The organism is Rhodococcus sp. EPR-134 (assembly GCF_001647205.1).
In the GTDB taxonomy this organism is placed as follows: domain Bacteria; phylum Actinomycetota; class Actinomycetes; order Mycobacteriales; family Mycobacteriaceae; genus Rhodococcus_F; species Rhodococcus_F qingshengii.
Map to the genome: position 1 here is coordinate 1 of NZ_LVCT01000469.1, position 11,899 is coordinate 11,899.

Sequence of the window (11,899 nt, forward strand, 5' to 3'; positions counted from 1 at the left end):
AGCCGAGTCCGGTGCGTCGACGAGGCAGAAGACCGTGTCGCGCATGATGAGCGGCGGCTCAGCGGGGTTGAGGATGATGATGGCCTTGCCGCGACGAGCGCCGCCGACTGCCACGATCGCCTCGGACGTGGTCTCGGTGAACTCGTCGATGTTGGCGCGCGTTCCGGGACCGGCCGACTTGGAGGCGATGGACGCGACGATCTCCGCATACGCCACCGGGACGACCCGAGAAACAGCGGCAACCATCGGGATGGTGGCCTGGCCGCCACACGTCACCATGTTGACGTTGGGTGCGTCCAAGTGCTCGTCCGCGTTGACAGCCGGTACGACGTACGGTCCGATCGCGGCAGGCGTCAGGTCGATCATGCGCTTGCCGAGGGGAGCCAGCCGCGCGTTGTTGGCCACGTGAGCCTTTGCCGAGGTGGCGTCGAAGACGATCTCGATCTCGTCGAAGTTCGGCAGACCGACAAGGCCTTCGACGCCTTCTGCCGTGATCGGCACGTTCAGACTTGCCGCGCGAGCGAGGCCGTCCGACGCGGGGTCGATACCGACCATCGCGCCCATCTCCAGGTAGTCGGAGTTACGCAGCACCTTGATCATCAGATCCGTGCCGATGTTGCCCGATCCGATGATCGCGACCTTGACCTTGCTCATGCGTTGTCCTCTTCGCTGGAGAAACTGGTGGTGACGGAACCGAGCCCGGAGACGGTCACGGTGACTTCGTTGCCTGCGGTGACCGGTGCCATGGGGCCGAGAGCGCCGGACAGGATCACCTGCCCTGCGGTCAGCGGCTGCCCCAACTCACGTGCAGTGCGGGCGAGCCAGACGACGGCTTCGATCGGATCGCCCAGGCAGGCGGTTCCGACGCCGGTGGACACCTCGGTGCCGTCGACGGACATCGACATGACGACGCCGGCGGGTTCCACCTCGTCGAGGGTGCGTCGTTCGGTTCCCAGGACGTACACGCCCGAGGACGCATTGTCGGCGACGGTGTCACCGAACTTGATGTCCCACGACTCGATGCGGCTGTCGCAGATCTCGATCGCGGCGACGGCGTAGTCGATCGCACCGCGCACCTGCGCACTGTCCAGCGGTCCGTCCACGAGGTCGGCACCGAGCACGAAGGCAACTTCCGCTTCGACCTTGGGCTGGATCAAACGGCTCATGGGGATGGCGCCGCCGGCGGGGAACTCCATGTCGGCGTACAGCACGCCGAGGTCGGGCTGGTCGACACCGAGCTGCTGCTGGACTGCCACCGAGGTCAGGCCGATCTTGCGGCCTACGACCACGGCCCCCGCCTGCCGACGGATTTCGTCGACGCGGCGCTGGACAGCGTAGGCGGCGACGAGGTCGTCGGCGCCGATCAGATCGCGTACTGGCGCGCAGGGAGTGCCGCTCGCGATGGCGGCTGCGAGGCGGTCCGCAGCAGCTGCGATGTCGGTCTCGCTAGCTGTACTGGTATTCGTGGGCTGGCTCATGGCCACTACTTTCGCCGCGGCACCGAGATTGCGCCAGGGAACTGTCTCACTCAGCGATACGCTGGGGAGGTGACTGGCAGCGCAAACCTCGACACCGTACTCGGCAAGGCGGTGACGATCCTGCGCGCCTTCCGGGCCGACGACCACGTGTTGCCTCTCGCCGTCTTGGTCCAACGGACCGGACTGCACAAGGCAACGGTGCACCGCCTGGCCAACGAACTGGTCGCGAACCGGCTACTCGACCGTATCGACGGTGGCTACCGGCTCAGCGGCGGCCTCTTCGAACTCGGCATGCTCGCCTCTCTCGAACGTAGCCTCCTGGAGATGGCGATGCCGTTCCTCCAGGACCTGTACGAGCGGACTCACGAGACAGTCCACCTGGGGGTCCGTGACGGCCACGACGTCGTATACGTCGCGAAGATCGGCGGACACCGGCAAGCCAACTCGCCGTCCCGGACCGGTGGCCGGATACCGCTGTATTGCACCGCAATCGGCAAGGCGCTCCTGGCATTCTCCGACAACGAGTTTCGCCGCGAGGTGCTGTCGGAGCCGATGACGCGCCGAACCCCGCACACAATTGTTGCGCCCGGCATTCTCAACACCCAACTGAACCGAGTGGTCGAGACCGGTATTGCGTTCGAGCGCGAGGAATCAGCGCCGGGTCTCGCATGCGTTGCGGCGCCGGTATTCGGAACCAATGACAAACCCGTCGCGGCCATCAGTGTCACCGGTCCCACCAGTCGCTTCGTCCCCGAGAGCCAGGTGTCCTACGTGCGCGCTGCTGCCGAAGGCCTACACAGCACGATCGCTCGCCGCGAACGATTGCGGTGATCTGGCCGTCCCGACCCGGACGAGCCCGGTCAATGCGTGCGGCAATGGCCCCTCGTGTAGGACGCCGAGACGTTGGGTCGCGCGGGTGAGGGCGACATAGGGTTCAGACGCACCGCGTGGGCCGTCGGCGATGATTCGCTCCGGTTCCACGACGAGCACGGCATCGAACTCGAGGCCCTTCGTTTCCGAAACCGGCACAGCGCCGGGCACGTCCTCAGGTCCGATGACGACGCTCGTACCCTCGCGTCCGGCCTCGTCCTGATTGAATTCGTCGATGGCGGAGGCTAGTTCGTCGGCGGAGATTCGCTTGGACCACGGTTGGACCCCGCAGGCGCGGACGGACTCGGGCGGCTGGACGTCTGGCGCGAACTCGGCGAGCAAGGCGGCGGCGACGCTCATGATCTCGGCGGGGGTGCGATAGTTCACCGACAGGGATCGGTAGATCCAGCGGCCGGGGACGTACGGCTCCATCATCGTCGCCCACGAGCGAGCACCTGCGGGTGAACGTCGTTGCGCGAGATCACCTACCACCGTGAAAGACCGGTCCGGGCAGCGGCGCATCAGGACTCGCCAGTCCATCTCGGACAGCTCTTGTGCCTCGTCGACCACGATATGCCTGTACGTCCAGTCTCGGTCAGCAGCAGCGCGTTCGGCGAGCTCCCGGGTATCGCGTTCGACGAAACGATCCGCCAGGTCCTCGGCGTACAGCATGTCCTGGGCGAGGAGATGATCCTCGTCGTCCATCAAGTCTTCACGACTGATCATCATGTCCAGCACGCCCGCTGCATACGCAGCCTCGTCGCGGCGTTCACGTTCGGCACTCTGGTCGACGGGCTTGTCCCGGCCGAGCATGTCCACCAATTCGTCGAGAAGCGGAACGTCGGACACCGTCCAGGCATCGCCCTCTCGGCGCAACAGTGTCTCGTCTGCGCCTGCCTTGCGTAGGCGTTCCGGCGAAGTAAACAGCTGTGTCAGTAGCTCTTTCGGTGTCAAGATCGGCCAGAGTGCGTCGAGTGCGGCGGCAAACGCGTCATTCTCCGCCAACTCTGCGGTCAGATCTGCGCGCACTTGTTCCCAGGCTTCACGGTCACTGCGTGTCAACCATCCCTTGCCGATCCGCGCTATCGCCCGCTCGGTCAGTGCCCAGGTGACGATTTCGGTGAACACAGTCCGAGCGTCGTTGTGGGGGAGTCCGCTCGAACGAGCTTCTTCTCGAGCCCACTCCGCAGTTTCGGCGTCGATTCGCACTGTGACGTCCGCCAATTCGATCAACAACGGGTTCTCGGGCAAGCGCTGATGATCGGCAATCGCTGCGCCGAGAACGTCCAGGATCTTCAGCGAGCCTTTGAGCCCAGCGGCCTCCGGAGTGTCCTCGGCAGTGACGCGTAGACCGGGAACGAGATCACCGGTGGTCATGAACACCACGTCGGACTCGCCCAGCGAGGGCAGCACGCGGCCGATGTGGTTCAGGAACGCCGGGTTCGGCCCGACCACGAGAACGCCGTGACGTTCCATTCGCTCTCGCTGCGTGTAGAGCAGGTAGGCGACGCGGTGCAAGGCGACGACGGTTTTCCCGGTACCGGGGCCACCTTCGATCACCAGCACCCCGGGGTGTTCGAGTCGGACGATGTCGTCCTGCTCGGCCTGGATCGTGGCCACGATGTCGCGCATGCCCTCACCTCGCGGTGCGTTAACCGCAGCGAGCAAGGCGGAATCGCTGTGGGTGTCGTGTTCTGCGCCGTCAGGGCGCCCGAGTACCTCGTCGGTGAAATCGACCACGTGTCGACTGCGTGTGTGGAACTGACGGCGTCGACGCATGTTCTCCGGGTTTGCAGCGGTGGCAACGTAGAACGGGCGAGATGCCGGCGCCCGCCAATCGAGCAGCACCGGTTCGTAGTCGTTGTCCGCATCGAGAAGGCCGATTCGGCCGATGTACGAAGTCTCACCCGACAGCGAGTCCAACCGGCCGAAGCACAGGCCGTTGTCGGCTACGTCCAGCCTCTTCACCTCTTTGGCGAGCGCGCGCACCTCTGCATCGCGTTCCATGAGTGCTTCGCCGTTTCCGCGCAGAGCGGTGCTGTACCTGCCCTTGACTCGGGCGCGCTCCGCATCGAGGCGTGCGTAGAGTGCCTCCACATAGTTCCGCTCGGATCGCAGTTCTTCTTCGTATCCCTGGGTTGGCACGTGCCCTCACTTCCGCTGGCTGTTCCGATCCCGTAGTGGGTCGTGCGGGATCGGAAGGGCCATTCTGCGGCACTACCCGGGCCTTGCCGCAAGGCCCCCGGTACGATATACATTGATAGTGGAAGGGAGTGTCGATCCTCCCTCGGCTTTTTCCCACAGATCCTCTCGCGACCCCCCAGTCTGATGCACGGCTCCCAGCCTGGTCGATGTTTGGACCCCGAGTGTCACGGGTACAAATCCAGTGACCGGTGTTCCAAAAACGGTTCCCCTCATGAACTTACGTGGATCGAGGGATTGTGAAGGCGATACTGGCAACGGCCGCGAGCATCCTTCTGGTCGTTGCCTTGGCCGTCGCCGTCTTGCTTCTCCTTTCCGGATCACCGCGCGAAGGTACTTCGCACGAGCTCGCCGATACGGTTCACACGATCGGTGGGAAGCCGACAACCTGCACCGAGTTGTTCGGTGAAACATGCAGCTTTGCTTTGCAGTCGGACTACAACCAGTGGGGACAAAACCTCGAGGGTTTTGTCAATGCCGGGACCCTCGGACCTTTCGCCCGCAGTATCGGCTTCGTGGCGGAGGCGAAACTGAGCTTGCAGGCATGCGAGGTCAGCGCAACCGCCGGGCGGACGATTCTCGATTTCTACCCTCTCGCCGAGATCGACCACCCCACGGCCACCACCACCGACCTCTTCCCCTTCTGGAACGAGTCCCGCCAATTCCTGTGCCCGGTAAACAGTTTCTGAGAATGCTGTTTGCTATTTGAGATGTTCGAGACGCGTCGCTCGCTCGGAGCCAGGTTGGGCGCAAGCGCGCGAATCGTGGACAGCGTTCCGCCCACGGGGGGGATCGGTCTGTAACTGGCTCATGAGCACTGAATAACACACGAGAGTGAACGGCACTCCCCTCGGTGGCCGCTTCTTGTACGCGTTGCGGAGTGTCGGTGCACGGATGTTTATGCGAATTTCGACGGGGTAGGGCCTTCTGTGGGGGATTCCTACCTGTGTGGGATTCCTGAGCAACAATCCGAAACGTATTGGAGGGTCAACGTGCCAGATGACAAGAGCGGTCCCAGCGAGGGAATCAAAGGCGTCGTAGAGGACGTCAAGGGTAAGGCCAAGGAAGCCGTGGGTGCGGTTTCCGGAAACGACAGTTTGACCCGAGAGGGCCGCGCCCAGCAGGACAAGGCCGAAAGCCAGCGAGAAGTCGCGAAGAAAGAGGCAGAAGCCGAGAAGGCTCGCGCAGAAGCGGCCGCGGACGAAGCGCGACAGAAGTCCGAGCAATAGCCCTGACGCACTCGTCACCCTCGGCCTGGGATTGATCCCAGCCGGGGGTGAGTCGTGGCTCCGCGTTCAGTTTGAAATCTCTACTTACATAAGGCGTAACAAGATTCTTGCGCCCAGCATGACGATCAAGAGGAGCTGTTCGATGCCTTCATCTCAGTCCGTCCCAGGTGCACCGGCCCCGAAAGCGCCGGACCTGAAAGAGCCGGTCAAGCCTCGACAGCCGTTGCCGCCCAAGGATGACCAGCGGCAGCCGGAGGTGCGTACCGTCGCGGGTGCCGAGGAGAAGGTGAAGGGAAATGGTCGCGGCCAGCGGGGGGAGTACCTCACCACCGCAACCGGTACACGTCTCTACGAGACCGACCACTCACTCACTGCCGGCGAGCGTGGCCCGACTCTTCTTCAAGACCACCACCTGCGTGAGAAGATCACACACTTCGATCACGAGCGAATTCCGGAGCGCGTCGTCCACGCCCGCGGGGCGGCCGCACACGGAACGTTCCTGGCGAATGGCGCGGCCGAAAACATCTGTAAAGCATCGGTGTTCGCTTCCGGTGCTCGAACCCCGGTGTTCGTGCGGTTCTCGACGGTGCTGGGTTCACGAGGTTCGGCGGACACCGTACGCGACACACGCGGTTTCGCCACCAAGTTCTACACCGACGAAGGTGTCTTCGACCTGGTGGGCAACAACATCCCGGTGTTCTTCATCCAGGACGGCATAAAATTCCCGGACATCATCCATGCCGCGAAGCCCCACCCGGACCGCGAGATCCCGCAGGCGCAGAGCGCGCACGACACATTCTGGGATTTCGTGTCGCTGCACACCGAGGCCACGGCGCACACATTGTGGAACATGTCCGATCGCGGCATCCCGCGCTCCTATCGCATGATGGAGGGCTTCGGTATTCACACGTTCAGGCTCGTGAATGCCGACGGCGAGACGAATCTGGTGAAATTCCACTGGAAGCCGGCCGCCGGAGTGCATTCACTCGTGTGGGAGGAAGCGCAGATCGCCGGCGGTGTGGATCCGGATTTCCATCGACGCGATCTTGCCGACGCCATCGAGGCGGGCGCATATCCGTCCTGGGATCTGGGCGTGCAGGTGTTCCCTGATACCGAAGACGAAATGTTCGAAGGCATAGATCTATTGGATCCCACCAAGATCGTGCCCGAAGAACTCGCGCCGGTTCAGGTCATCGGAACGATGACACTCGACGCCAATCCGACGAACTTCTTCGCCGAGACCGAGCAGGTTGCATTCCATCCGGGTCACTTGGTTCCGGGTGTCGACATCACCAACGATCGTCTCCTGCAGGCGCGTTTGTTCTCGTACCTCGACACCCAGATCACGCGACTCGGTGGCCCCAATTTCGATCAGATCCCGATCAACCGGCCTCACGCGCCTGTCAACGACATGCTTCGCGACGGCTTTCATCAGGACGGTGTACATACCGGAGTTGCGCCGTACCATCCCAATTCGTTGGACGGTGGGTGCCCGTTCTTGGCCTCGGCGGAGAGCGCGGCCTATATCGAGGTGCCCGAAGAAGTTTCAGGGCGAAAGGTGAGGCAGGCGCCGGCATCGTTCGACGATCACTTCTCGCAAGCTCGACTCTTCTATCGCAGTCTCTCCCCTGTCGAACAGGAGCACGTCGCGCAGGCGTATACCTTCGAATTGGGTAAGTGCTACGAGGAGAACATCAAGACCCGGAATCTGGGCATCTTGGCAAATATCGACGCGGGTCTCGTGTCGATCGTCGCAGGGGGGCTTGGCCTTCCGGTTCCCGAACCGACCGAGCCGTTGAGTGATCCGGAGCTCAGCCCTGCACTGTCCCAGGTTGGTGCGGAATGGCCGGTAGACGGAAGGATCATCGCACTACTGGTCGATGAGAACTCCGATCTCGAAACGGTTGTCGCCGTTCGAGACAAGATCTTCGACGCCGGCATGGTGCCGCTGATCCTCGGCCCGCACGGCGGAACCATCGGGGACGGTGACGACGCGGTGACGGTGCAGCGAACCTACCTCACAGCTCGTTCGATCGAATTCGATGCAATCCTGCTGAGTGGCGACGTTTCTCGGATCGGCGAGGGCAAGTTGGATCCACGGGTGGAGACTCTGCTGAACGAAATGTATCGTCACAGCAAGGCGATTGGTGGTTGGGGAGAAAGCATGAGTGCGCTGGCTGCGGCCGGTATCGACGAGTCTGCATTGGGAGTCGTCGTCGATGCAGACGCGGAAGGAGCGCTCGCCTCGCTGGTTCAGCTTCTGAAGACGCACCGCGTGTGGGGGCGTTTCGAGGTGCCGCCTACATCCTGAGTGCCGACGTAAGTTCGAACCTGCGGTGTGGCCGAATTGCCAGTTCGGCCACACCGTCGGAGTGAAGACGAGTGAAGGGACGAAACAGTGGCTCGCAAGGACTCACAACCTCAACTCAAGGATCAAGAACTCTACGAAGAGCTACGCGAGAAGGGCGATTCCAAGGAGAAGGCGGCCCGAATCTCCAATGCGGCCGCCAATCGAGGGCGGTCGAATGTCGCCAAGTCCGGCGGACAATCCTCGCCGTACGAGGAGTGGACAGTCGACGAGCTGAAGAAACGTGCCAAGGAACTCGATCTGCACGGCTATTCGAAGCTGAACAAGGGTGAGCTGATCGAGCAGCTCCGCACTCACTGAGCTGTGTTCTGCTCGAGTCGTATTCTGCTTGAGCAGAATACGACTCGAGCGGTCGGTTCAGTGCCCTTCTTGATCGAAGAGTTCCTGACCTTCCAGTCGTTTGACCCGTCGGTGTTCCATCAAGATGGCCAGTGTTCCGACGATGAAGGACACCACACACACGACGCCGGCAATGACTGCCCAACCACGAAATCCGTAACCTGCTGCCACCAAGGTCAATCCGAGTGTTGCCAGACCCAGCCCGATCAGCAGGTATCCGGGATAGTTGCGACCGTCGCTGATTGCCTCCCCTACGTGCGATCGATTTGTGTGTTCGTCATCTACCGGTGAACTTTCGCTCGCGTTTGTCACGGCACACTCCATCCTGAGCTCATGAAGACTTGCGATTCTTCGCTCGTCGTCGGTCCACAGGGCAACTACCCGATCGGTGACTGGATGAAACGGTCGGAGTAGTGCCGAAAGGGGTAGAAGGTCGTACGCTCGAAGTATCGGATGTGGATGAAAACCGGTGCGAGGAAGCCCTATGAACGCGAAGCCGACTCCCGACATATTCTCGGTAGGTACACCGACTCTCGGTGTCGAAGAGGAGTTCTTGCTCTGCGATCCGCAGACTGGACATCCCACTCTGCGCAACTCCGAGGTTGCTGCCGCCGGGCGGGAACTCGGTATCTCGCTGCAACTCGAACTCACGCGCTGTCAGGTGGAGACGTCTACGTCGATCGGAAACCATATTCGTGATCTTCGTGATCAACTCTGTGAGTCGCGTGCCGTCACCGCCGACGCCGCTGCCCGTGTGGGTTGTCAACTCATCGCAGTCGGGACGCCGTTCTACGATCCGCCGGTGGACGAGATCACTCAAACGTCGCGATACCAGCGAATGGCCGGTCAATTCAGAGCGATCACCGAAGGTGTGATGTGTGGTTGCCACATTCATGTCGGTGTGGAAGATCGAGAACGATCGGTCCAGATCATCAACCATCTGCGCCCTTGGTTACCGACCTTGTTGGCACTGACGGCGAACTCTCCGATCAGCGCCGGTCGCGATACCGGTTATGCGAGTTGGCGTTACGTTCTGTTCGGCCGATGGCCCAGTTCGGGTCCGCCGCCCTACTTCGAGTCCGTGGCGCACTACGAAGATGCTGTTGCAGCAATGCTGGAGACAGGGGTCATTCTCGATCCACACATGGTCTATTGGGATGTGCGCATGTCGGATCACCTTCCCACCGTGGAGATTCGGATCAGCGACGTGCCCGCCACCGTGGAGGAGACGATGACTCTGGCCACACTGGTGCAGGCACTCGTCGGTACCGCATCCGCCGCGATCACGAAAGGTGAAGCAGCGCCTGCTGTCGATCACGAGCTACTCCGCGCGGCTTGCTGGCGGGCGGCGCGTGACGGACTCGACGGGAGGTCGCTCGACGTGGAATCCGTGCGCTTGCTGACTGCACACCAGGCGGTTCGGCAATTGGTGGATCACGTCGAACCTGCGTTGACTGCATTCGGAGAATTCGAGCAGGTCACGGCCTCCTTGGGCAAGGTGTTCAGTAACGGAAACGGGGCGATCGTGCAGCGCCGTGAACTCACGCGTCGGTCACGTGTAGCTGATGTGATCGAGGAGTGCGCTCGACGCACTTTCGAAGGGTGCAGTTCGCAAGGGGGCAGTGAGCTGTAAGGCACGGTTGGAATGGGCATTCGAGAACTTTCAATGTCTTGTCGAAGTCACCGATCGGACTGCAGGAGGAGGAACATATGAATGGCGATCCACGACCCGAGCTTCCGTCGGACAAGGATCTCGACGATATGTGCAGGCAATTGGCTGCGGCAGTAGAGGAACACGGTCTGTCGGTGGCGACGGCGGAATCGTTGACTGCCGGGAACATCGCCGCACATCTGGGAAAGGCGCCGGACGCCGGATCGTGGTTTTGTGGTGGGATCGTCGCGTACACCCGCGAGGTGAAACATTCCGTACTTCATGTTCCGGACGGGCCAGTGGTCTGCGAAGAGGCAGCCAGGGTCATGGCGCACAGCACCGCCACTCTGATGGGTGCGTCGCTGGCACTGGCCGTCACCGGTGAAGCCGGCCCTGATACCCAGGAGAACGTTCGACCCGGAACTGTGTGGTTCGGAGTCGTCGACCATGGGACCGCCGAAACGGAGAAGCAGGTTTTCTCGGGCGACCCCGAAGCTGTCCTCGGTGCAACTGTCGAGCACGCGATCCAACTACTTCTGCGTCACGCATCCGGTCGCCACACGCCGAGTTCGAGAGTTGTGAACTAGTCGAGTTTTCAACTCTTCGAACGGTTCTTCTTGTGACGACCTGTGTGTTTCGCAGGCGCCTGCGCGGTTGGAACCAGATGACCGTCGGCCGTGTATTTTTCGACTACGAGGTTCTTGCTGACTCCTCGGTTCGCATCCACTGCGCAAGTGATTGCTTCCTTGTCGGAATTGAAAGGTTCCTCGGTCGAAGAGCCGTCGGGCATCGTGATTTTGTACCGATCCATACATCGACTATTGCGGGTTGATCCGTCTCCGACAACCCGAGTTCACGGAAATATCGGTCTGGGAATCAGGCGGATCAGCGGGTCCAATACTCTTCGGGACGTTGACCCGGACGGAATCCGTAGTGCGCGAGCATCGCGGTCGCTTCCGGAAAATTGGCTGCCAGAGCTTCGGGCACATGTGCATCGCTGCCGAATGTCACCGCTTTACCTCCCTCTTCGCCCCACCATTGGGGTATCCAGGGCAACAGCCGACGGGTGTTCATCTCGAGGATCCGGTCGCTGTCGGCGATGGCGCGCATCGCATTTCGGAATCCCTCTTCGAATCGACGGGGATCGAAAGGTCCGGCACTTTCGATCGGCCATGCACGCACCGCGTAGTCGATATGGGCGAACACCTCGAAGGTCCGAGAGCCAGCCACCATACGCGGGATCTCATCGAGGTATGCCCACATGACTTCGTCGGCACTCCACTTTCGAAACAGAGTGTTCGGTTCACTCCGATCGTCGCCGACTTCGAGCGTGTGCAAGGAACCCAATACCCGGTCGATGACACCGCGATCAAGGAGGTGCGACGCCTGCGCTTCGTGCAGGTGCGGTTGTCCGAACTCGACGCCGGTGAGTATCCGCAATTCAGGAAAACGGTGTCGGCATCGTTCGATGCTGTCGAGATAGCCGTCGACGTCGAGGATCGGTGCGCGGACATAGCCGTCGGTGCTCAGCAGGTGATGTTGATGGGGCATCAGATCTGCGGCGGTTGTGCGCCACCGAGCATCGAAGTCGAGATGCTCGGTGAACACCAACGCCGGCAATCCGATTGCTTCGGCACGCGCGCAAGTCTGTTGCATTCGTCCGGATGCGTGCGACAGCGGTCCGCCGGTGTCCCACGACCACTCGCTGTGAACATGACTGTCCGCGGGTAGTTGCATGTTCAGTTCGTACCAGAGCCGGGAG

12 protein-coding genes are annotated in these 11,899 nt (G+C 61.7%); 7 read left to right on the plus strand and 5 right to left on the minus strand.

All coding sequences use genetic code 11. The features are described from left to right. On the minus strand, positions 1-654 hold a 654-nt coding region (locus tag A2J01_RS21595; protein WP_064113545.1), incomplete at its 3' end, for an acetaldehyde dehydrogenase (acetylating). Beyond that, entirely contained in the window at positions 651-1,478 is an 828-nt protein-coding gene (locus tag A2J01_RS21600; protein ID WP_064113555.1) for a 2-keto-4-pentenoate hydratase, read from the minus strand. The genes A2J01_RS21595 and A2J01_RS21600, both read right to left, overlap by 4 nt. A gap of 69 nt (positions 1,479-1,547) precedes the next feature. Between A2J01_RS21600 and A2J01_RS21605 the strand changes: the two genes are divergently transcribed. Beyond that, the gene (locus A2J01_RS21605; RefSeq protein ID WP_054781114.1) at positions 1,548-2,309 is read left to right on the plus strand and encodes an IclR family transcriptional regulator; all 762 of its coding nucleotides are present in this window, start codon (positions 1,548-1,550) and stop codon (positions 2,307-2,309) included. Here A2J01_RS21605 and helR read toward each other — a convergent pair. Beyond that, the gene (helR, locus tag A2J01_RS21610; protein ID WP_082900929.1) at positions 2,271-4,493 is read right to left on the minus strand and encodes an RNA polymerase recycling motor ATPase HelR; all 2,223 of its coding nucleotides are present in this window, start codon (positions 4,491-4,493) and stop codon (positions 2,271-2,273) included. The two genes, A2J01_RS21605 and helR, sit on opposite strands and share 39 nt — an antisense overlap. 281 nt (positions 4,494-4,774) lie before the next feature. Here helR and A2J01_RS21615 point away from each other — a divergent pair, with 281 nt between their 5' ends. The 4 genes from A2J01_RS21615 (at position 4,775) to A2J01_RS21630 (ending at position 8,447) form a co-directional block, all read left to right on the plus strand. Further along, a complete protein-coding gene (locus A2J01_RS21615) occupies positions 4,775-5,239 on the plus strand; it encodes a hypothetical protein (protein ID WP_231915867.1) in 465 nt (154 codons plus the stop codon). A gap of 303 nt (positions 5,240-5,542) precedes the next feature. Then, a complete protein-coding gene (gene mbp1, locus A2J01_RS21620) occupies positions 5,543-5,779 on the plus strand; it encodes a microaggregate-binding protein 1 (RefSeq protein ID WP_003943084.1) in 237 nt (78 codons plus the stop codon). Between the two features lie 142 nt (positions 5,780-5,921). Beyond that, positions 5,922-8,090, plus strand: a complete 2,169-nt coding sequence (locus tag A2J01_RS21625; RefSeq protein WP_064113547.1) for a catalase — start codon at positions 5,922-5,924, stop codon at positions 8,088-8,090. A gap of 87 nt (positions 8,091-8,177) precedes the next feature. Next, positions 8,178-8,447: a DUF7218 family protein gene (locus A2J01_RS21630; RefSeq protein ID WP_003943161.1), complete on the plus strand. Its 270-nt coding sequence runs from the start codon at positions 8,178-8,180 to the stop codon at positions 8,445-8,447. Positions 8,448-8,504: 57 nt separating this feature from the next. On the opposite strand, the gene A2J01_RS21635 is transcribed toward A2J01_RS21630, so the two are convergent. Next, entirely contained in the window at positions 8,505-8,810 is a 306-nt protein-coding gene (locus A2J01_RS21635) for a hypothetical protein (RefSeq protein ID WP_007735689.1), read from the minus strand. Positions 8,811-8,970: 160 nt separating this feature from the next. On the opposite strand from A2J01_RS21635, the gene A2J01_RS21640 reads away from it, so the two are divergent. Then, the gene (locus tag A2J01_RS21640) at positions 8,971-10,119 is read left to right on the plus strand and encodes a glutamate--cysteine ligase 2 (RefSeq protein ID WP_064113548.1); all 1,149 of its coding nucleotides are present in this window, start codon (positions 8,971-8,973) and stop codon (positions 10,117-10,119) included. A gap of 77 nt (positions 10,120-10,196) precedes the next feature. After that, positions 10,197-10,724, plus strand: coding sequence for a CinA family protein (locus A2J01_RS21645; protein ID WP_007735692.1), 528 nt, complete (start codon positions 10,197-10,199; stop codon positions 10,722-10,724). A 298-nt stretch (positions 10,725-11,022) separates the two neighbouring features. On the opposite strand, the gene A2J01_RS21655 is transcribed toward A2J01_RS21645, so the two are convergent. Continuing rightward, a complete protein-coding gene (locus A2J01_RS21655) occupies positions 11,023-11,874 on the minus strand; it encodes a PHP domain-containing protein (protein WP_064113549.1) in 852 nt (283 codons plus the stop codon). Positions 11,875-11,899 lie beyond the last annotated feature (25 nt).

Excerpts from the sequence above, each read along its gene's own strand:
- A2J01_RS21600 (WP_064113555.1), bottom strand. The coding sequence starts at position 1,478 with ATGAGCCAGCCCACGAATACCAGTACAGCTAGCGAGACCGACATCGCA.
- A2J01_RS21635 (WP_007735689.1), bottom strand. The coding sequence starts at position 8,810 with ATGGAGTGTGCCGTGACAAACGCGAGCGAAAGTTCACCGGTAGATGAC.
- A2J01_RS21645 (WP_007735692.1), top strand. The coding sequence starts at position 10,197 with ATGAATGGCGATCCACGACCCGAGCTTCCGTCGGACAAGGATCTCGAC.
- A2J01_RS21625 (WP_064113547.1), top strand. The coding sequence starts at position 5,922 with ATGCCTTCATCTCAGTCCGTCCCAGGTGCACCGGCCCCGAAAGCGCCG.
- A2J01_RS21640 (WP_064113548.1), top strand. The coding sequence starts at position 8,971 with ATGAACGCGAAGCCGACTCCCGACATATTCTCGGTAGGTACACCGACT.
- A2J01_RS21655 (WP_064113549.1), bottom strand. The coding sequence starts at position 11,874 with ATGCAACTACCCGCGGACAGTCATGTTCACAGCGAGTGGTCGTGGGAC.